17 protein-coding genes are annotated in these 21,349 nt (G+C 63.7%); 12 read left to right on the plus strand and 5 right to left on the minus strand.

The features are described 5' to 3' along the window. The first annotated feature begins 38 nt into the window (after positions 1-38). The 5 genes from ACFOSS_RS07905 to ACFOSS_RS07925 are packed head-to-tail and all read left to right on the plus strand — an operon-like array spanning position 39 to position 5,694. Positions 39-1,871 (plus strand): ABC transporter permease, encoded by a 1,833-nt coding sequence (locus tag ACFOSS_RS07905; RefSeq protein WP_377151686.1) that lies wholly within the window; start codon positions 39-41, stop codon positions 1,869-1,871. Continuing rightward, on the plus strand, positions 1,871-3,028 hold the full coding sequence (locus ACFOSS_RS07910; protein ID WP_377151688.1) for an ABC transporter ATP-binding protein: 1,158 nt from the start codon (positions 1,871-1,873) through the stop codon (positions 3,026-3,028). Before ACFOSS_RS07905 ends, ACFOSS_RS07910 begins: the two co-directional genes overlap by 1 nt. 7 nt (positions 3,029-3,035) lie before the next feature. Next, complete coding sequence (locus ACFOSS_RS07915; RefSeq protein WP_377151690.1) at positions 3,036-4,139, plus strand: ABC transporter substrate-binding protein; 1,104 nt, start codon at positions 3,036-3,038, stop codon at positions 4,137-4,139. Positions 4,140-4,192: 53 nt separating this feature from the next. Further along, on the plus strand, positions 4,193-5,089 hold the full coding sequence (locus ACFOSS_RS07920) for an inositol monophosphatase family protein (RefSeq protein ID WP_377151692.1): 897 nt from the start codon (positions 4,193-4,195) through the stop codon (positions 5,087-5,089). Continuing rightward, positions 5,086-5,694: a dual specificity protein phosphatase family protein gene (locus tag ACFOSS_RS07925; RefSeq protein ID WP_377151694.1), complete on the plus strand. Its 609-nt coding sequence runs from the start codon at positions 5,086-5,088 to the stop codon at positions 5,692-5,694. Before ACFOSS_RS07920 ends, ACFOSS_RS07925 begins: the two co-directional genes overlap by 4 nt. Here ACFOSS_RS07925 and ACFOSS_RS07930 read toward each other — a convergent pair. Then, a complete protein-coding gene (locus ACFOSS_RS07930) occupies positions 5,689-6,714 on the minus strand; it encodes a LacI family DNA-binding transcriptional regulator (protein ID WP_377151696.1) in 1,026 nt (341 codons plus the stop codon). The genes ACFOSS_RS07925 and ACFOSS_RS07930 overlap by 6 nt on opposite strands. 163 nt (positions 6,715-6,877) lie before the next feature. Between ACFOSS_RS07930 and ACFOSS_RS07935 the strand changes: the two genes are divergently transcribed. Both ACFOSS_RS07935 and ACFOSS_RS07940 read left to right on the plus strand, forming a co-directional pair. Next, entirely contained in the window at positions 6,878-7,744 is an 867-nt protein-coding gene (locus tag ACFOSS_RS07935; protein ID WP_377151698.1) for a helix-turn-helix domain-containing protein, read from the plus strand. A 105-nt stretch (positions 7,745-7,849) separates the two neighbouring features. Further along, positions 7,850-9,271, plus strand: coding sequence for an alpha/beta hydrolase-fold protein (locus ACFOSS_RS07940; RefSeq protein WP_377151700.1), 1,422 nt, complete (start codon positions 7,850-7,852; stop codon positions 9,269-9,271). Positions 9,272-9,304: 33 nt separating this feature from the next. Here the strand turns inward: ACFOSS_RS07940 and ACFOSS_RS07945 are convergent, their stop codons facing one another. Then, entirely contained in the window at positions 9,305-10,231 is a 927-nt protein-coding gene (locus tag ACFOSS_RS07945) for a DUF1848 domain-containing protein (protein ID WP_377151702.1), read from the minus strand. 82 nt (positions 10,232-10,313) lie between these two features. Further along, the gene (locus ACFOSS_RS07950; RefSeq protein WP_377151704.1) at positions 10,314-11,342 is read right to left on the minus strand and encodes a helix-turn-helix transcriptional regulator; all 1,029 of its coding nucleotides are present in this window, start codon (positions 11,340-11,342) and stop codon (positions 10,314-10,316) included. Between the two features lie 479 nt (positions 11,343-11,821). Here ACFOSS_RS07950 and ACFOSS_RS07955 point away from each other — a divergent pair, with 479 nt between their 5' ends. Next, positions 11,822-14,245 (plus strand): beta-glucosidase, encoded by a 2,424-nt coding sequence (locus ACFOSS_RS07955; RefSeq protein WP_377151706.1) that lies wholly within the window; start codon positions 11,822-11,824, stop codon positions 14,243-14,245. A gap of 55 nt (positions 14,246-14,300) precedes the next feature. Here the strand turns inward: ACFOSS_RS07955 and ACFOSS_RS07960 are convergent, their stop codons facing one another. Continuing rightward, on the minus strand, positions 14,301-15,491 hold the full coding sequence (locus tag ACFOSS_RS07960; protein ID WP_377151708.1) for an endonuclease/exonuclease/phosphatase family protein: 1,191 nt from the start codon (positions 15,489-15,491) through the stop codon (positions 14,301-14,303). 4 nt (positions 15,492-15,495) lie between these two features. After that, positions 15,496-16,404 (minus strand): 1,4-dihydroxy-2-naphthoate polyprenyltransferase, encoded by a 909-nt coding sequence (locus tag ACFOSS_RS07965; protein ID WP_377151710.1) that lies wholly within the window; start codon positions 16,402-16,404, stop codon positions 15,496-15,498. 160 nt (positions 16,405-16,564) lie between these two features. Here ACFOSS_RS07965 and ACFOSS_RS07970 point away from each other — a divergent pair, with 160 nt between their 5' ends. The 4 genes from ACFOSS_RS07970 to menB are packed head-to-tail and all read left to right on the plus strand — an operon-like array spanning position 16,565 to position 21,336. Further along, a complete protein-coding gene (locus tag ACFOSS_RS07970) occupies positions 16,565-17,899 on the plus strand; it encodes an isochorismate synthase (RefSeq protein WP_377151998.1) in 1,335 nt (444 codons plus the stop codon). Beyond that, positions 17,896-19,623 (plus strand): 2-succinyl-5-enolpyruvyl-6-hydroxy-3-cyclohexene-1-carboxylic-acid synthase, encoded by a 1,728-nt coding sequence (gene menD / locus ACFOSS_RS07975; RefSeq protein WP_377151712.1) that lies wholly within the window; start codon positions 17,896-17,898, stop codon positions 19,621-19,623. The genes ACFOSS_RS07970 and menD overlap by 4 nt, the downstream gene beginning before the upstream one ends. 4 nt (positions 19,624-19,627) lie before the next feature. Continuing rightward, entirely contained in the window at positions 19,628-20,473 is an 846-nt protein-coding gene (menH, locus tag ACFOSS_RS07980) for a 2-succinyl-6-hydroxy-2,4-cyclohexadiene-1-carboxylate synthase (RefSeq protein WP_377151714.1), read from the plus strand. After that, complete coding sequence (menB, locus tag ACFOSS_RS07985; RefSeq protein WP_377151716.1) at positions 20,470-21,336, plus strand: 1,4-dihydroxy-2-naphthoyl-CoA synthase; 867 nt, start codon at positions 20,470-20,472, stop codon at positions 21,334-21,336. The genes menH and menB overlap by 4 nt, the downstream gene beginning before the upstream one ends. The last annotated feature ends 13 nt before the right edge of the window (positions 21,337-21,349 follow it).

The following is a 21,349-nucleotide window of genomic DNA, read 5'->3' on the forward strand; positions in this document are numbered from 1 at the left end:
CACAGCTGTGCAACGATGCAACCGGAGAGCGGATACCAATGACCAGCCCCCACACCGTCACCTTGCCGCGCGCCCAGCCCCGTCTGCTGCCGCGCTTACGTTATCATTGGCAACGGCTGACGCAGTCGCCGACGACCCCGATCGGCATCTTGCTACTCCTGCTCTGCCTCTACTTCATCGCGGTTCCGGTCGTTGCCCTGTTGCTGGATGCAGTGCAGGTCCAGTTTGGTGACGAGCGACGGGCCGCGGCCGAGACAGGTACCTGGACCCGTTACTATGTGCTGCGGACCCTGTTCTCACCAGTCGCGGACAGCCTGTTCTGGCAACCGCTATGGCACACCCTGCGCATCGCCGGCGGGGTCATCCTGCTCTCCCTGAGCCTGGGCAGCCTGCTGGCCTGGCTCATCACCCGCAGCCAGTTACCCGCCCGCCGCTGGTTTGCCACGGCGCTGCTCGTCCCCTACATGCTGCCGGCATGGACCTTCGCCATGGCCTGGAGCACATTGTTTCGTAATCGCACCATCGGCGGCCCGCAAGGCTGGTTCGAGACCCTGGGCTGGCAGCCACCCGACTGGCTGGCTTACGGCGAGTTGCCGATCATTCTGATCCTGACGCTGAACTACATCCCGTTCGTCATCCTGCTGCTGGGCAACGGGCTGCGCACCTTCGATGCCCAACTCGAAGAGTCCGCCCGCCTGCTCGGTGCCCGCAACTGGACCATAGCCACGCGCATCCTGCTACCGCTGATGTTACCGGCACTGATGTCGGCCTGTGTGCTGATCTTTGCCAAGGTGCTGGGTGAATTTGGCGTCTCCTACCTGCTGGGATTGCCGGTCAACTACAGCGTGCTCTCCACGTCGCTGTTTCGCAGCATAGAACTGCGCCAAAGCGGTACCGCCGCCGTCGTGGCCTGCGCCATCATGCTGTTTGGTGTACTGTCGCTGCTGCTGGACGCCACCCTGCTGCGGGAAGCGCGCAAGTTTGTCACCGTCAGTGGTAAAGGGGGGCTCTGCCTCCCCCATCGGCTCGGCCGCTGGCAGTGGCCGGCATTCGGTTTCGTCAGCTGCGTTTTTATCCTCTCGGTCGTGCTGCCGTTGTCGGTGCTGCTCCTCTCCACCCTGATGCAGGTGCCGGGCCGCTTCACCGTCGACAACTTCACCCTCGACTTCTGGATTGGTGACAAGCTTGGCACCATCGCCGAGACCCGCGGCGTGCTGTTCAGTCCGAATTTATGGCGCGCCGCCTGGAATACGCTGTGGATCGTCGGCAGTGCGGCGCTGGCCGCCGGTTTGCTCGGCCTGCTGATCGGTTATGTCGTGGTCCGCACCCCGCACCGCGGACTGGCGCTGCTGCTGCGGCAAATCACCTTCTTTCCCTATCTGGTTCCCGGCATCGCGTTCGCCGCCGCCTACCTGACACTGTTTGCCGAGCCTCATGGCCCGCTGCCCGCACTGTACGGCACCGTGACACTGCTGGTGCTGGCACTGATTGCCGATGAGATGCCCTATGCCTCCCGTGCCGGCATCGCCGCCATGCTGCAACTGGGCAAGGAGCCGGAAGAGGCAGCACAGATGGCCGGTGCCGGCTGGTGGCGACGGATGCTGCACATCGTGATACCGATACAAAAAGGGGCCCTGGTCACCGGCATCCTGCTGCCGTTTATCTCCGGCATCAATGGTCTCAGCCTGTTTGTGATGCTGGCGGTGCCGTCGACCGATGTACTGACCACCTATGCCCTGCGTCTCATCGATTACAACTACCTGCAGGCGGCCAATGCCGTCGTGTTGCTGGTCTGCCTGCTGGCGTTCACCGGTACCCTGCTGACGCAGCGATTAACCGGCACCAACCTTGCGCAAGGAATTGGAAACTGATGCCAACTATCCAGCTCAACCATGTCAGCAAGACCTATGACCGGGGCGACAACCTGTCGGTGCACGGTCTCAATCTGACCATCCACGAGGGTGAGTTCATGTGTCTGCTCGGCCCTTCCGGCTGTGGCAAGACCACGACGCTGCGCATGATTGCCGGCCTCGAGCATGCCAGCGGTGGCGAGATCCGCCTCGGTGAACGCATCGTCGACTCACAACAGGCTGGCCTGTTTGTGGCGCCGGAACAGCGCCAGCTCGGACTGGTGTTCCAAAGCTATGCGTTGTGGCCGCACCTGACGGTGGCACAGAACATCGAGTTCGGTCTGAAATTACGCCGCCTGCCACGCAGTGAACGCCAGCACAGGCTGCAGACGGTGATGGCCACACTCGGCATCACCGCCTACCGTGACCGCTATCCGTCCCAGCTCTCCGGTGGCCAGCAACAGCGTGTGGCGCTGGCCCGAACCCTGGCGGTCCAGCCGCAGATCCTGTTGCTGGATGAACCGCTGTCGAACCTCGACGCCAGGCTGCGCCTGGAGATGCGGGCTGAACTCAAGCGCCTGCACCAGCAGTGCGGCACCACCATGCTGTTTGTCACCCATGACCAGTGGGAAGCCATGGCGCTGGCGACACGGATTGCCGTGATGCAAGGTGGCGAGCTGCAACAGGTCGGCACACCGCAGGAGATCTATGATCGCCCCGCCAACCGGTTTGTTGCCGAGTTTGTCGGTACCCCGCCGATCAACCTGATCATGCTCGATCACAGCACCCTGTTTGCCGAATTGCTGCATGCCTATCTGCGCAGCCTGGGTGAAACCACGGCCCCGCTGGCCACCGTCGGCATCCGCCCGGAGCGCATCCAGATCGTGCCCCATCCGACTAGCACCGCGCCCGCGCTGCGTCCTCTGCAGCTCAAAGCCAGACTGGAGAGCATATTGCCCACCGGCGGTAGTTGGATACTCGAGGTCAGTGTCGCCGGACAGTCGCTGTTGCTCACGACCCAGCAACCCCCACTACAGCGCGAAGGGGAGACGCTGGTCATCACCGTCGCCGCCACCGATTGCCACCTGTTTGACACACAAGGCCTGCGCTGCGAACTGCGCGCCTTGTCAACGACTCCGGTTGCTCATGCCACCTCTCCCCACTGCTATCAGGAGTAACACCCAGATGAAACGGACGATTCCACTGCTATTGGCCACCACGCTGGCCTCGAGCCACGGCCTGGCCGCCGCCGCAGCCGATCTGCAAACCCTGATCGACGCCGCGCGTCAGGAGCCCCCTCTGACCATCTATGCCCCGTCGGGAAAAATCGTGGAGACCGCGGCCGCGTTCAGCCACAAGTATGGTGTCAAGGCCGAGGGGCTGAAGATCAACGGCGCCGCCCAGCTGGAGAAGATGACGCGCGAATTCCGCGCCAGCAACGTGCGTGGCGACGTGGTGCTGACCGGTGACCCGGCGGCCGCCCTGGCCCAGCTGCTGCCACTGGGTATCGTCGAGAACTGGGTTCCGACCGATATTGCCAGCCAGCTCCCTGCCGCCAATCAACAACCGCTGCTGGTGTATGGCGATCCTGTGGTCTGGAGTTACAACACCGAGGTCTATCATGACTGCCCGGTCGACAACATCTGGGCGTTGACCGAGCCGCAATGGCAACGTCGGGTGACGCTGCAGGATCCGTTGACCAAGGCCAGCTATCTGGACTGGTTCAATCAGCTCGAGCAGCGCTACGATGCCCAGATGGCCGCCGCCTATCAGGCTTACTATGGGAAACCGTTCGACACCAGCCAAGGTTCGGCCACCGAGGCCTGGGTCAAGGCGTTTGCCAAAAACGCCCCCCTGCCGACGGACTCCGACGGCCCGGCCAGCGAAGCCGTCGGCGCTCCGGGACAGAAAACGCCGTTTATCGGCCTGATCTCCACCGCCAAATACCGGGATGTGGCCAAGGGCAAGCTGAAGATGGCCATCTGCAGCCAGATGCAACCGTTCGTCGGCTTGACGACACCGGCCTTCGGCCTGATCGCCAGCAAGACCAAGAGCCCGAATGCGGCGCGTTTACTGCTGCACTATCTGATGACGGAGGAGGGCATCGCCAATCAGACCGTGGATGGCAAGATCTCCGGCAACCCGACCATAGCCCCCAACGCGCAGGAAGCATCGGGAGTCCATAAGATCGCGGATCGGTTGCTGTCATACTCCGCCACCGAGGCCATCAGCGATTTCGACGCCCGTCAGCGCTGGTCTGATCTATGGCGCCTGAATTTTACCCGTTAATCCGCCCCTTACTCACGAGGTGCGCCCGCTCCGGCGGGCGCCTGCAGCACACCATGACAGAAACCGATATTCACGTTAGCAGTCACGACTATCCGCAGCCGCCGGCCAGGCCGGTTGCTGCCGCCGTTGATCGCGCGCCTCTGGAACAGCGGCTGCAAAGCGCCATCCAGCTGGTGCGCGAAGCAGGCTCGATTGCCCGCCAGGCGTTTTACACCATGACCACGGAGCAGATTGACTTCAAGGGGCCCCAGGACGTTCTGACCGCGGCCGACCTGGCCGTGGAACGCCACCTCAGGCAACGGCTGAGTCACGAATTTCCGGACGATAGCCTGCTGGGCGAGGAGCTGGGGGGTGAGCCCGATGAACACTGCTGGGTCATCGATCCCATCGACGGCACAGCCAACTTTGCACGCGGCATACCCCATTTTTGTATCGTGCTGGCGTTTATCAGCGCCGGTCAGACCCGGTTTGGCGTTATCTTTGATCCCCTGCATGACGAGCTATATGTCGCGCAGCAAGGGCGCGGAGCAACCTGCAATGATCAACCGATCCAGGTGGCCCAGACCCATCGTTTCGATGCCGCCAGCCTCGAGCTGGGCTGGAATCGACGTCGACCAACAGAGCACTATATGATGACGCTCGGCGCCCTGTTGGCTCACGGCGCCAATGTGCGCCGCGGAGCCTGTGGCGCCCTGGCGCTGGCCTATGTCGCCAGCGGTCGCAGTGATGGCTACCTTGAGCTGCATATGCACCCCTGGGACTGCCTGGCCGGCCTGCTGCTGGTTCGCGAAGCCGGCGGCGTGACACTGGATCCGAGCCGCGATCAAGCTCCGGGGAGCTGGCCGCACGGTGGCCCCGTGCTCGCCGCCACTCCTGCCCTGGCTGCCGCCATGGCCGAGGCTGCCGCACTGCCCTTTTCACCGCCCGTAACCACAAGGATCGTCGTATGAATTCAATACCCGCCTACCCCCGCGCCGCGATGCACCGCATCGCCGACGCCATCGGACCGGAAGGCCAACACCTTTACCTGGGTGGCGATGAGGCAGCACGCGATCTGGCACTGCTACGCGCCCACGGCATCACGGCAGTTGTCAACTGCGCCATCAATCTCGACATCAACTATGTTTGCGATCCCTACCTGCCCGCGTCCGGCGACAAGCTGGCCGGAGGACATGCGCCAATCCGCCATTACAAAATGGGACTGGTAGACGGACCGGGAAACCCCCACCAGATGGCGCTCGCCGGCTTCTTTTTACTGGATGGTGCCTTCCACCAGCAGATCCCGGACAAGCCCAGCTACCCGTGTCGGGAACGGGGTCATGTCCTGATCCATTGCCGGGCCGGGCGCAGCCGCTCCGTGGCCATCGCCGCCCTCTATCTTCGTCATCGTCAGCCCGACCGCTACCCCAACCTGCAGGCCGCCATCGACGCGATCCGCAACCGGCGCGAACTGCAGCCTTACGAGTGGTTTGAAACGCCGAAACCCAGCCTGATCGAGGCCATCACCCGTGCCGACCAGATGCTGGCGCGACTGGCCGACGCCGAAATGCTATGAGTCAATCGCAAGGGGCGGCACAGCGCGAGTGGTGTCTCGCCACACCGGCTGCAACGGACAGCGGTAATCGTTAGGAAAGGCGCCGAACGGCGCCTGAAGCCGCGCCATGATGTGCTGCACCATCTGCTGCTGCGGCTGACAAAACGTCGTCAGCTGGTAGGCGTGCCAGCGCGCCTGTTCGATGTCATCAAAGCCCACCAGCACCATCTCCTCCGGCACTTTCACACCACGGCGCCGCATCTCGTCGAGAAAACCGCACGCCAGCAGATCGGTAACACAAAACACCCCCTCCGGTTGCCGTTGCAGCATGCCAGCCATGGCCACCCCGGAGGCATAGGCGGTATCGCCATAGCGCACCACCTCCACCGACAAGCCGGCTTCCGCAGCAGCGGCGACGAAACCACGCTCCCGCGCCAGCAGGCCAACCGAACCGACGGCCGACGCTATCAACGCCACCCGCCGGCAGCCCTGCTGCTGTAGTATGGCCAGCGCGGCACGGGCCGTGCCTTCATTGTCGATGCGGATATTCTCGGCCTGCGGATGGTCATAGTCACGGTTGACCAGAATCACCCGCTGGCCATTGGTCAGACACTTGTCGATCAGCGCTTTTTGCGGTTGCCCGGAGAGAATGATCGACGCTTCGGCACGAAACCCCAGCGTCTGCTCCAACGCGGCCGCGACGCTCTGCTCGTCACCCTTGGTGTTGATAACCATCGCCACCTTGTCTATCTGTTGCAGCGCCCGCGTCAGCTGATCGAGAAAGCTGGCCTGAAACGGGGTGCTGATGTCGGTGGTAATCAGGCTGACGATGCGGCTGGTGTCGTGCAGACAGCGCGCCAGATGGTTGACCTGATACCCCAGCTCCTGGGCTGCCGCCAGCACCTTGGCGCGGGTACGCGCCGAAACGCTGGCACCGGCGGTGAAGGTCCGCGACACCGCAGAGCGCGAAACGCCGGCCAGCTCGGCCACCTGCACAGCGCTGACAAAGCGCTTCTCCAGCGGGACAGACAAGGGGGACATCGGCGACTCCTCTACGGCAGACAGCAACCTAAACGCCCCAGTCTGCCGCGCATTTTGGTCAGAAATATGACAAGCCGCGACCATAACGTCGCTGCCGATACGTCCCGCGATTGCCGCTTATTTGGTATGCTCGCCGGCAGAGTGACTCGCAAGGAAGCCTGTCGTGTCCCGTGATCGTCTGCTACGTGCCGGTGCCTTTCTGGAACGGCACCTGTTCGACCCCATCCAGCCGGAAGATATCGCCGCGGCCTCGGCACTGTCGCTGCGCTCGCTGCAACGCTACTTCGCGACCGCGGTCGGCGAGAGCCTCAGCGGTTACCTGCGTGGCCGCCGCTTGACCCATGCGGCGCAACAGCTGGTTCTGGGCCACCAGGACATCCTCTCTCTGGCGCTGGATTGCCAATTTGGCAGCCATGAGGCCTTTACTCGCGCCTTCAGCCGTCACTTCTTCATGAGCCCGAGCGCATTTCGCCAGCAGGGCTGTCTGCAACACAACTACTACCGCCCCAGCCTGGATCTGGCGATGCTCGCCGAGCTCGCCGCCCAGCACCAGCAGCCGCCGCACATCACGCCCAGGGCACAGCAGCCACTGTGGGGGCTGACCCAGGCCATGCAGACCGACGAGCTGAGCGGTGCCGGACTGGGCATAGCGTTGTCACAGCTCAACAGCCAACTGTGCAGCCTGTTCGGTCCACGCACACCGACCCGGGTCTTCTATTTCAAGAGCCAGCCCGGCCAGTGCCGCGACTTCCTGCTACTGGTGGCCACCGCGGCCGGCCCCGGCATGCCCCCCCAAGGCATCACAGCGCTGACGCTGCCGGCCGGCTATGCCGCCACCTTCACGCTGCACGGCGACGAATCACAGCTGCCGGTGTTCATGTACCACTGTTTTGCGCAATGGATCTTCCACAGCGGCTGGCACTTTGCCGACGCGCCGATCGAACTGCAACTCCCCGATGAACAGCATCCACGCTTTCGCCTGACGCTACCGGTGCGTACCACCCCCTGCCCGGTTTACCGGCTGTGGTAACCACCTCCAGTCTCACCACGCCGGCACACTGGCGCCGATAATCAAGCCAGCCCGATCACAGCAGCATAAGGTGGAACTCCTACTACCAAGCTGGAGTCACGGGTTATGTTGCGTTGGTTTTCCTTTCCGTTATTACTGGTTGCCGTCTCGCTGTCGGTGCAGAGCGCCGAGCTGAGCGAAGTGCGCTGGCAAGGCCGTTGGGGCGATGGTCTGCGCGATGCCCTGATCCTGACTCCGGCCGCTGACGCCAATGCCAAACAGATGCAGGTGCACTATTGGCGCAAGCTGAATGCGGATTGGCAACAGGCCGAGCTGCAGTTCGATGCCCTGGCCACGGTGCAGCAGGCACAACCGCTGACGCTGCAGTGGAACATCGAAGGGGATCCGCAACAGGGCAGCATGCAGCTGGTGTATCAGCCGGCTGACGATACCATGACCTTGCACTACACCAGTGTGCAACAACAGGGGAGCATGACGATGCGCCGCGCCACACCAACCACGGCAGCCCAATCTGGCGCCGAACCCTGCTTGCAACCCAGTGCCGGCGCTCAGGCGGTCACGCTGCGCTGGCACGCGCCCGATGCCAAGGCGGTCTATCTGGCCGGCGAGATGAATGACTGGCAGGCCGATACGCTGCCGCTGCAACGCCAGGCCGATGGTGACTGGGCACTGACCCTCTATCTGACTCCGGGACGCTGGGCCTACAAGCTGGTGCAGGATGGCCAATGGCTCAGCGATCCGCTCAATCCGCTGCGCCATCCCGATGGCCAGGGCGGCTTCAACTCGCTGCTGCAGATTGGCGCTACCGATCCGCTGTTCACTCCCCGAGCCAATCCGGCCGAGCGCGGCCAACTGCAGACGATCACGCTGACCGGCAGCGACCATGCCCCGCACCAGGTCCTGATCTACCGGCCCGCAGGCAGCGACCCGCACACGCCGCTGCCCTGGCTGCTGGCACTGCATGGTTATGGCATGGATCGCCAGCAGTGGGTGGCTGATGGCGAGCTGCCGACGCTGCTCGACAACCTGATCGCCGGGCAGCAGATCCCGCCACTGGCCGTGGTGCTGGTCGACGGTGGCAAGAGCTTCTATCAGGGGGCGACCGAACAGTTCCTGATCCGCGATCTGCTGCCCCGGGTCGGACACTGGGGGCTAAGCACGCAGCCGAAGCAACGGGCGCTGCTCGGCGTCTCGATGGGCGGCTTCGGCGCCTTCTACCTGGCCTACCGTCATCCGCAGCAGTTCGCCCAGGCGGTCTCGCTCTCCGGTTACTTCGCCCCGCGTCCGCAGGCGGAGTGGACGCCAGCCGGCCTGCAGGCCATGCCACCCACCCGCCTCTACTGCGGCTTGCAGGACCACACCAGCCTCGCCAGCAACCAGGCGCTGCAACAACAGCTGCAACACGCCGGCGTCACGCCGCCCTTTCACTACAGCGCCGGCGGCCACACCTGGCACTACTGGCAGGGGCTGCTGCCGGACGTGATCCGCGAGCTGGCACAACGGATCGGCACGGGGTCTGCCAGCTGAGCCTGCTCCAGCAGCGGAGCGGCCTGCAAGCCACTACCAAGGTTCCGGGCGCAGCCACTCCGGGTCCAGCTGGCTGGCATCGCCGAGCAACAGCGGGCTGGCCGGGTCGTGGCGGGCGCGGTTACGGGCCGCCAGCGTCTGGCTGCGATTGGCGTAACAATAGGCACAGCCGTGGGGACAGCTGTCGTACTGGCCGATATCCACGCTCGGCGCACAGCCGCAGGCGGCACGCTGTCCCGGATCCTTGCGCTGCGGCAAATCCAGGCCGAACAGCCGGTTCAGCAATGCAACATCGATGCAGCGACCCGGCGCAATCTGCCAGCGCGACAGATCGACCGCTTCGGCGCAACTGCTCAGCTGCAGGTCATAATCGGCCGCGCTGCGCTGCAGCGCACCGAGCAACTCGGCCAGCGGCTCGGGCTGCGCCAGCAGATCCTGATACTGCAGGCCGGGCACCCGATCGAGCTGGCGTACGCTCTTGCCATACAGATCGGCAAAGCTGATCACCACCTGCCGGGTGTGACCGGCCAGCGCCGCCGCCAACTGGCTGAAACGGCGCTGGTGTTCGGCCACCGGCAGCCAGTTGCACAGCAGGATAGGGTCATAACGCCAGATGACGCGCTCCGGCCCCAGCTGCCGGCTGAGGGCCTGAAAACTGGCCACTGCCTGCTCCAGTGGCGGCAGATGGGGCTCCAGCCGTGACGGATAGCCCGTCAGCGTGACGTGAAACAGGCTGTGGTAGCCCAGCGCCTCGAGCCGCGGCAACGCCGGCAGCAATGGCGCGGCATGGCGCGTCCAGAAGACGATGGCCTCGACGGCATCCGGACGCAGCCGGATGCGACGGATCTGCCGTGCATTGAACGGATTGGCCACCAGCACATATCCCGCCTCGATGCGGTTCATGAACCAGCGGCTGTAAAACGCCGGAATATCGCTGCGCCGACTGGCACTGATGATCATGACTTGCTCTCCGATTAGGCATCACGACACGCCCTTGCCAATCATCCACGCTGCTCGCGCGCGGCGAGTGTGCAGCGCGCTATCAGTGACTATAGCGCTGTCGATAGGCCAGTGGCGTCATCCCCAGATGACTGCTGAAGAAGCGGGAAAATACCGCTTGCGAAGAGAAACAGACTCGCTCGCTGATCTGCAGGATGCTCTGGTTGGTTTCCGCCAGCAGACGACACGCCAGTGCCATGCGTCGCTGTTTGAGCAATTCCGTAAAGCTGGTGCGGAACGGGCGTAACCGTTCGTTAAGGGTCCAGCGGCTCATGCCCAACAGGGCACAAATCTGCGGCAAAATATGCGTTTCTCCTGCGGTCTCAGCCTGAGCTAACGCCTGATCGATCAACTCGCTGACCAGAGAACAGAAGCTCGGCGGGGGCGCTATCTGCTGACAGCACCGCTGTAACTCTGCCATCTGGCCACGATTCAGCAGCCGATTGAAGCAGCCGCTGGGGCTATCCAGCTGCGCATTTTCCAGCAACAACACATTCTGATGCTGGCCAAAATGGCACGACTGGCGGAAAAACGCATCGATGGCCGAATCTGCTGCATCCCGCTCGGCCTCCAGCCAAATCTGGCCGCGTAAATCCGGAATGCTATTGCGCAAGCAATCAAACATCAGCATGAAATTACCCAAGGCTGAAAAATTCCGCTGCCTGGGGCCATCAACAACATATTCCACACGGGTATGGCTATCGTTTCTGCTAATAATAATATGGTCACAATCCCCGACAACAATTCGATAGTGTCGGTAAGTCTGTAATAAATTAGTGCCATTTTCCTGATTCAAACAGGCACCAATAAATTCCGGAAAATAGTGATAAACTTCGGATGCAATCCCATTATTTATATTCTGCTCCAATAGCCCGTTTAATATTAACTCCTGATAAACGCCAATCTCCTGTAACACGCGCAAATGTTGTGGTGCAGAAAGGCGGCCCTCCTTTTTATCCAGCTCATGCCGGCTGATACCAGACAGACTCAGGATCTTCGACGTTTCGAGGCCCTGCTCCTGCAGCAGGGCCAGCAGGCTTCTGGCCACCAGGTTTGACACACTCTGAGCCATGAATCCGCTCCTCCTCGCCGTGCCATGCACGCCTTGCCACCAGGAGATGGTCATTGCCGCCACTCCCACACTGGCGTGCCGGCCGAGACCGCAGCACGTCAAGTGCCAGCGGGCGGTTCCCGTCACGCGTCACCGGAGGCCATGGTCGATCGATATCAACAGCCGTCCGGCGAGCCTGTATATATCAGCCAGTGGTCATTAACAAAGGGATCAGGCTCACAGATGACAGGGACTCAGCGATGCAACAAACTGTAACTATGTGACCATGAAAACACTTTCAAAACTTCCTCCCCAATGCAAAAAATCCCCACCGAATGGCCAACGACAAAATAACGATAGTGATTAGGCTAATAGGCGAAAATGGCTTCCGGATCAGGCAGGGCGAATATATATACGTTATTCAAGCCATGCTTATTTACCATTTTCTTTTTACACCCAGCTCTGTGGACTATTTCAGCTTGCTGCAAAAGGAATGGAAAATGACTACATATAACCATAACGTCAAATTGACGGTCGTCGCATCAACCGTCTCGCTGGTACTGTTTGGCCTCGTCGGCTGCAACAGCGATTCGGACGACAATCAGACGACCAAAGACAACGCCTATTACCAGGCCAAGGCCAAAGCCATCATCGCCAAGATGAGCAGTGATGAAAAAATGAACATGTTGATCGGCCCCGGTTACGACATGTCGACCTTTACGATCAACAGCGCGGCCGTCGCCAATCTCAAGAGTAGCGTCGACGGTGCCGCCGGTTACATCAGCGGGGTATTGAACAGCGACGCAGGCGTCGATGTCGCCGCCGCCGTGCTGGCTGATGGCCCGGCCGGGATCCGCATCAGCGCGACCCGCGAGAATGAGTCGGGGACCTTCTATGCCACCGGTTTTCCGGTGGGCACCCTGCTGGCATCAACCTGGAACGTCGCACTGGCGCAACAGGTGGGCGCTGCTGCCGGTAATGAAGCCAAAGAGTACGGTGTCGATTTCTGGCTGGCGCCAGGCATGAACATCCAGCGCAACCCGCTGAACGGCCGGAATTTCGAATATTACTCCGAAGATCCGCTGGTTGCCGGCGCCATCGCCGCCGCCGTAACGGCCGGCTCGCAATCCGAAGGGGTTGCCACCACGATCAAGCACTATGCGGCCAACAACTCCGAGACCAACCGCATGAACGTGGACAACATCATCTCGCCGCGAGCCCTGCGCGAAATCTACCTGCGTGGTTTCCAGTATGCCGTCGAGACGGCCCAGCCCTGGGCGCTGATGACCTCATACAACAAGCTCAATGGCACTTACACCAGCCAGCGCGCCGATCTGGTGACTCAGGTTTTGCGTGACGAGTGGGGTTACGAGGGGCTGGTCATGAGTGACTGGTTCGCCGGTGATGATCCTGTGGCCCAGTTAAAGGCGGGCAATGATCTGATCCAGCCCGGCGGCGTCAACTTTGCCAATGGCGGCAACTACACTGACTACCTGACCCGGGTGAAGACGGCCTACAGCAGCGGCGATCTCAGCGACGATGTCATCGATGCCGATGCCACCCGCATCCTGACACAAATGTTGAAAACCACCACCAATCAGGGGGTGGGTGGTACCAACAATCCGGATCTGAATGCCCATGCCAAGATCTCCAAGCAAGCCGCAGAAGAAGGCATGGTGCTGCTGAAAAACAACGCCGCCCTGCCCATCAGCAGTGGCAAGAAGATAGCGTCGTTCGGCATTGCTCAAATCAATACCCTCAAAGGCGGCACCGGCAGCGGTGATGTCCATTCGGCCTATGTGACTTCGATTGCCGACGGTCTGGGCAAACAGTTTACGCTGGATGCCACCCTGAAGGACTATTATGAGACCTTCTTTGCCGCCAACAAGCAAGAGACCACCGATGCCTTCGGCGTCTCCACCATCGTCACCTGTGCCGAAGCCGAGGTCAGTGCGGCGGACATCACCAGCTATGCAGCGAATAACGACGTGGCCGTCATCACGCTGGGCCGAAATTCCGGTGAGGGCGCGGATCGCACCAACACGGCGGGGGATTACCAGCTGACGACGCTGGAAACCGAGCTGCTCACGAATGTCGCAACCGCCTTCCACGCCCAAGGCAAGAAGGTGGTGGTCGTACTCAACGTGGCGGGTGTCATCGATACCGCCTGGAAGGATAAGGTCGATGCCATCCTGCTGGCCTATATGCCGGGACAAGAAGCCGGTGATGCTGTCGCCGACCTGCTCTCCGGGGTCGCCAACCCCAGTGGCAAGCTGGCCCAGACCTTCCCGGCCAACTACACGGATGTACCGTCAGCCTCCAGCTTCAACGGTATCGACAGCGACAGCGATGGCAAGGTCGACACCAACTACTACAACGAGGGCATCTATGTCGGCTATCGCTACTACGACACCTTCGACAAAGCGGTCTCCTTCCCGTTTGGCTATGGCCTCTCCTATACCAGCTTCGAATACAAGGATGCTCAGGTCAGTGCCAACACGCTAAACAGCAAGGGCGCTACCGGCAGCGTGACGCTCACCGCCACCATCAGCAACACCGGCAGTGTGACTGGCAAGGAAGCGGCTCAGGTTTATATCGCCGCTCCGGCCGGTACAGTGGACAAACCGGCCATCGAGCTGAAGGCGTTTGCCAAAACGGCAGCGCTGACGGCTGGCGCGTCGGAAACCCTGACCTTCACGATTCCGGCGAAGTGGCTGGCCAGTTTCGACAGCGCGAACAATCAGTGGATTATCGATGCCGGTACCTATCAGGCCTATGTCAGTCCGTCTTCCGACGTCGCGGCCATCACGCCGGTGACCTTCAGCGTCAGCGAGAAGATCGTCGTCAGCGATACCACCGCAGGCGCGCTGGCGCTGCCTGATGGCATCAGTACCGCCGACTTCGAAACCACCTTCAGCAAGTAACAGGCGAGACAGGCGGGTCGACAGACCCGCCTGTCTTAGCTATCTGAGCATACCGTTACAGCCAGAGATCGACCCACACCGGCCTGTGGTCGGAACACCAGCTGGCTCGATCACCGTCACTGGGGCGGACCGCATCGGCCTGCGGATCGGCCAGCCAATGCCGCCCGGGCTCACCAGGCGCCGGCCACCACACGCCGCTGTCGAGCACCGTCAGATTGGCCGATGGCAACACATAATCCAGCCGCAGCCCGCGCAGGTGGGTCCAATACGCCGCATCGGCCGGGTTCGGGATGCCGCGCTGGCGCCCGCCAAACTGCCGGACGCGACGGGCATAGGCGCTACTGGCATACGCCAGCGCCCCGGGTGAACGCGGCCGCAACGCCCCCGTCGCCACACCGGCGTGCAACCGGGGATGGGCCAGCAGGCGACGGATCGCGCGCCGGTCCCCGTCGCCACCATGGGGGTCGGCATTCAGATCGCCGAGCAGCACAAAGCGCGCATCGGGTGCCATGCCGCCCCGGCGGCCGTCATCATCCTGCAGCCAGTCGGCGCCATCCAGATAGTCACACCACAGGCGGATCTCGTCATGGTTGCGGCAGCGGTTACGCCGCTCCGGGCTATCAAACACCGGCGGTGTCGGGTGGCTCAGCAGCAGGTGCAGGGGGCGGCCATCGGGCAGACAGACAGCGACATCGACATGGTTTTTCGACGACAGGCGCAACTCGGCCAACGCCGCGGCACTGTAGTAGTCACCGCGCCCCGAGCCGGGTTCACGATCCGGCAGACAGGCGGCCGGCAGCGTCGCCCAGCGCAGCTGGCGGAACGTACGGCGGGCGGCGCTATCCAGCGGCCAGCGCGATAGCAGCAACATCGCATACTGGCCGGGAAAGTGGCCGAAGCCCAGACCATCACCGGGCAACGTCAGGCAGCCGTCACCATCCAGATCGCAAGCGGCCAGCAGGCCGGTATTAGTGGGAATGGACCAGCGATAGGGGTAGTCGATGGCCAGGCCATCCGGCCCAGGGGTCGCGAGCCAGTCGCGGCAAAAGCGATCGACGGCGCCGAGATCGCGCCCTTCGCCGTCATTATCAAATTCGTTGAGCAGCAGGATATCGGCCTGCAGCGCCTGCAGCAGCGCACTCAGCCGTCCGAGTAGCGGATCCTCGCGCCGGGCCAGACGCTGGGACAACGCCTGAGGGGTGGCCAGACCCAGACCGAGATTGAAGCTGGCGACGCGCAGGCGCATGGCGTCAGCCCAGCGCGAAGCCGAGCGCCAGCAGCAGGTTGCAGATCAGGCTGCCGAGGGCGGTACGTTTGAGCATGGCATTGAGCAGGGTCGGCTCGTCGCTATGCTGCACCGTCCACGCCGCCTGCAACAGCGGCACGCAGCCCGGCAGGTAGAGCCAGCTCCAGGGCCCGGTCTGCTGCCAGAGGATGAAGCCGGCATTCAGCAGCATAGCACCGCCCACCAGCAACCAGTGGTAGGTCCGCGAGCGCCGCGCCCCGAGGCGCACCACCAGGGTGCGCTTGCCGGCGGCGGCATCGGTCAACCGATCCCGCAGGTTGTTGATGTTCAGCACCGCGGTCGCCAGCAGGCCGCAACTGGCGGCCGGCAACAGCAGTGCCGCGCTCAACTGATGGGTGTAGAGGTAATTGGAGCCCATGACGCCGAGCAGCCCAAAGAAGATGAACACCGACAGATCGCCGAGCCCCAGATAACCGTACGGACGCCGGCCGACGGTGTAGGTCACCGCCGCCAGCAGCGCCAGCGCGCCGAAACCGATGAAGGTCAGGATGCCAGCCCAATCGGCGGCAAACGCCTGCCACAACAACATCAGGCCACTGGCAACCGCCGCCAGTGCCGTCACCCCCATTCCCACCAGCATCTGCCGCGCCGAGATCAGGCCGGAGACCACGGCGCGGGTCGGTCCGACGCGGTCGGCGTTATCGGCACCGGAGACGGCATCTCCATAATCGTTGGCCAGATTGGAGAGGATCTGCAGCAGGGTGGCGGTCAACAGACAGAGGCCAAACAGACTCCAGCGGAACAGACCGGCACTGGCAGCCAAGCCGCTGCCGAGCAGCACCGAGGAACAGGCCAGCGGCAGGGTGCGCAGGCGCGCGGCCAGCAACCAGTGGGAGAACGACGAATGCGACATCAGAAGGGCCATCCTTGCGAATCTGTTTACCCCCTGCCGACCTGCCCCTATACTGGGCCGGACCGGCCTGTACGGGGCCTCTTGCATGAGGCGTACTATACCGGAACAGGTCCCGATTTGCAGTTGGCCCCGGATGGCCCTAACGACCGACACGCACGCCATGCTGGCACATTCAAAACTGATAGAACGCCTGACGGCCCTTCCGGCCGCACAACGCCAAGGATTCGTGCGGTTGCGCGAAGCCACGGACGTGACCTCTTTCCTCGGCTGGCTCAAGGCGCAGACGCTGGGTCCCCGCCTCTACTGGCATGCCCGCGAACGCGACCGCGAGTTCGCCACGCTCGGCTGTCTGCGCGAGCTGACCGATGCCGCGGCGCTGGCTGCGCTGCACCGGCAGCCGAAACCAGGCGCTGGCAGCTGGCCGCGTTATTACGGTGGCCTCGCCTTCGACCCCGCCGCAGCGCTGGCTCCCCACTGGCACAGCTTTGGTCACTGTCGTTTCGTGCTGCCGCGCATCGAGCTGATCCGCCTTGGCAACCAGATCGAACTGGTGATCAACCTCTGGTTTGACAACGAGCCGGCACAACAGGAGGCGGAGCTCGCCGCCGCCTGCGCGGCACTGCAGCAGGTGCAGCCCGAGGCACGGCTGCTGCCCCCCGCCGTGCTGCACGGCACGCGTACCGAGACACCAGACGCCAGCCGCTGGCACGCACTGGTGACAACGCTGACCACGCCGGACCACCTGGCGGTACAACCCAAGGTGGTGTTGGCGCGCGAAAGCCGGTTTGCCACCACGGCGGCGCCCAATCCGTTCGATCTGCTGGCCGCACTGCAGCCGGTGACGCCGAACTGTTTTCACTTTGCCTTCGAATTCGAGCCGGGCCACTGCCTGATCGCCTGCTCGCCGGAGCGGTTGTACCGCCGGGCCGAACGCCATCTGGAGAGCGAGGCGCTGGCCGGCACCATAGTGCGCAGCGGCGATGCCGACCGCGACGATCAACTGGCGGCCCAGCTGCTGGCCGACAACAAGAACCGCCTCGAGAACCGCTTGGTGCACGCCGATATCCTGCAGCGCCTGGAAGGGCTGGCCGCACGCGCCGATCTGTCCGCGCCGCGCATCCTGCGCCTGCGCCGGTTGCAACACCTGCGCCGCGATATCGACGCCGATCTGGAGACCGATGTCAGCGATGCCGATCTGCTGGCGGCGCTGCATCCAACGCCGGCGGTCGGCGGCACTCCCCGCCGCAAGGCGCTGGCCTTCCTGCGGGAACATGAATCCTTCAGCCGCGGCTGGTACGCCGGCGCCTGTGGCCTGATCAGCGATGACGTCGCCGAGTTTGCGGTGGCGATCCGCTGCGCGCTGCTGACGCCGGATGCCGTCCGGCTGTATGCCGGCGCCGGTATCGTCGAAGGCTCGGAGCCGGCCGCCGAGTGGCAGGAGCTGGATGACAAGCTGGCAACCCTGCTCGGCGTCTTGCAGCCGGGGGACGCATGATCCGCGCCGGGGATAATCTGGCCCTCGGCTGGGCCCGGCTGATGATCGAAGAGTTGTGGCGCCTCGGTCTGCGCGACCTCTGCTTTGCGCCCGGCTCGCGCAGCGCGCCGCTGACGCTGGCCGCCAGCGAACAGGGGCGCGTGCGCTGCCATGCCCATTTCGACGAGCGTGGCCTCGGCTTTCTGGCGCTGGGATTGGCCCGGCAGAGCCGGCGTCCGGTGGCGGTGGTCACCACCTCGGGCACCGCGGTCGCCAACCTCTATCCGGCGGTGATCGAAGCCCGCCTCAGCGGCATACCGCTGATCGTGCTCAGCGCCGATCGGCCTCCTGAACTGATCGACTGCGGCGCCAACCAGACCATCACCCAGCCTGGAATTTTCGCCGGTTACCCGCTGTTTGCGCAGAATCTGCCCGCACCGAGCGCCACTATCTCGCCGCGTTTCGTGCTCGGCAGCCTGGACCAGATGTGGCACTGCCTGCAGCAAACTCCGGGGCCCGCGCACCTCAACTGTCCGTTTGCCGAACCCTTCTACCCTGGCGAAGGAGTGGCGCTGGCCGCCGATTGGCCGACCGAGCTCGCCAGCTGGCGCGCCAGTGAGCAACCACTGACCCGCATCGTCGCGCCAGCGCTTATGCCCGACGTGCCCGCAACATGGCCGGAGCTGGCACAGCGGCGCGGCGTGATCGTCGCCGGCCAGATCGAGGACATAGCGGACGCCAATGCCGTCGCCGCCCTGGCGCAGCATCTGGGCTGGCCGCTGCTGGCCGATGCCCAGTCGCAACTGCTGCAGCACCCCCAGGCGCTTGCCCATGCCGATCTGGCGCTGCACAACGCCGCGTTCCGCGCGGCACTGGCCAACAGCGAGGTCTTGCTGCAAGTCGGTGGCCGCCTGCTGTCGAAACGGCTGGCAGGCTTTATCGCCGAGCACGCCTGGCAGCAGAACTGGCAACTGGCCGCTCACGATCGGCGTCTGAGCGCCGATTACCGGGTCGATTGCCGACTGGTGGCACCGATCGCCGCCGCCTGTCACGCCCTGCAAGCACGCAGTCTTGCTCAGGTACCGTGGCGGGAACTCGGTACGCTGAGCGCCGGACTGCCGGCCATTCTGGACTCCTTGGTCGAGGAGTGGGGCGAGTTAGGCATCACTCACCGTCTGGCCAGCCTGTGGCAGGGTGCCTTGCTGCTGGGCAACAGCCTGCCGCCTCGCCTGTGGCAGATGCTGGCGCCACCGCGGCCGGCCAACCCGCTGCCCGGCCAGCTGCACAGCCAGCGCGGCGCCTCGGGGATCGATGGCCTGATCGCCACCGCGGCCGGCATCGCCCGGGCCCGTCCCCAGGGTGAGGTGACCACACTGCTGCTCGGCGACACCTCGGCACTGCATGATCTGAACAGCCTGGCGCTGCTGCGCGCACCGGACCATCCGCTGATCGTCGTGCTGTTGAATAATGACGGCGGCGGCATCTTCGCCCTGCTGCCAGGTGCGGCGACCCTGCCGCAACACGATGCCTGCTTCCGCCTGAATCACGGCCTGGACTTTGCGCATGCGGCTGCCCAATTCGCGCTGGAGTATGTCGCCCCTGGCTCGCTGGATGACTTTGAACACGCCTATCGGACGGCCTGTGCCGCCCGACGCAGCACCCTGATCGAATGCCGCGTCCCGGCCGGCCACAGCGCCGGACAGCTCCAGCTGCTGGCACAGCTGTGCCGCGGCAAGGCGGAGTAGGCCGATGCTGGCGCCCGCCCTTCGCCACGCCGCCCCCAGCGGCGAAACAGCCCTGGTGTTTCTGCACGGTTTTCTCGGCACCCCGACCGAGTGGCTGGCGCTGCTCGATCGATTGCCGGCCGCCTGGCGGACGCGCTGCCACTGCCTGACCCTGCCCGGTCACGGTGCCGACGCACCGACGGCGCTGCCCTGGCACCGCCTCGACGACTGGCTGGATGGCGAGCTGAACCGCCGCGCTATTCGCCGTGCCGTGCTGTATGGTTACTCGCTGGGTGGCCGCCTGGCGCTGCACTATGCCGCCAGTGCCCAGGCCAGCGGCAAGCTGGCCGGGCTGATCCTCGAGAGCGCCAATCCCGGGCTGAGCCACCGTGGCGAACGCCAGGCGCGCGCGCGCAATGACGCGCACTGGGTGCGCCGGCTGCGCAGCGAACCGTTGCACCAGGTGCTGCTCGACTGGTATCAGCAGCCGGTGTTTGCCGATTTGAGTGCCGCACGCCGGCATGAGCTGGTCACGCTGCGCAGCTCGCACGCCCCGCGGCCACTGGCGCGGATGCTGGCGGCCAGCTCGCTGGCACGGCAACCGGATCTGACGCCCTGGCTGCAACACACCCCGTTGCCGGTGCTCTATCTGTATGGCGCCGCCGACCACAAATTCGCCGCCCTGGCCGACAGCCTGCTGCAGTGCTGTCCGGCCGTGGAGGGCATCCGTATCCCCGACGCCGGCCACAACCTGCATCTGGCACGCCCGGAGCTTGTGGCGGCGGCATTGCGACGCTGGCTGCGCCCGCACTGCCCCGATTTCACCTGGCCTGATTTGAATTTCCCCGAGAGTGAGGAGCCCGTTTTATGATTCCCCCAACCCCGCAACAGCAGGAACTCTGGTACGCCCCGGTGCAATGGCACGACTGCAGCGGTGAGTTTCAGGATATCCGCTACCACAAGTCTGCGGATGGCATCGCCAAGATCACCATCAACCGCCCGCAGGTACGCAATGCATTTCGGCCATTGACGGTGCAGGAGATGATGCAGGCACTGCAGGATGCCCGCTTCGATGCCGGCATCGGCGTCATCATTCTGACCGGGGCAGGCGATCTGGCCTTCTGCTCCGGCGGTGACCAGAAGGTGCGCGGCGATTACGGCGGCTATCGCGACGACGAAGGCACCCACCACCTGAACGTACTCGACTTCCAGCGCCAGATCCGCACCTGCCCGAAGCCGGTGATCGCCATGGTGGCCGGATATGCCATCGGTGGCGGCCATGTGCTGCACATGATGTGTGATCTGACGATCGCGGCAGAGAATGCCCGTTTCGGCCAGACCGGTCCCAAGGTCGGTTCGTTCGATGGTGGTTGGGGCGCCTCCTACATGGCCCGCATCGTCGGCCAGAAAAAAGCCCGCGAGATCTGGTTCCTCTGCCGTCAGTATGATGCGGCCGAGGCACTGGAAATGGGGCTGGTCAACACGGTAGTGCCGCTGGCCGAGCTGGAGCGCGAGACGGTACGCTGGTGCCGCGAAGTCCTGCAAAACAGCCCGATGGCACTGCGCTGCCTGAAGGCGGCGCTGAATGCCGACTGCGACGGCCAGGCCGGTCTGCAGGAGTTGGCGGGCAATGCGACTATGCTGTTCTATATGACCGATGAGGGTCAGGAGGGACGAAATGCCTTCAACGAAAAACGACAGCCCGACTTCTCGAAATTTACCCGTAATCCCTGATGGCCCGGTGCGC

The sequence above is a fragment of the Pseudaeromonas sharmana genome (genome assembly GCF_042649925.1).
In the GTDB taxonomy this organism is placed as follows: Bacteria; Pseudomonadota; Gammaproteobacteria; order Enterobacterales; family Aeromonadaceae; genus Pseudaeromonas; species Pseudaeromonas sharmana.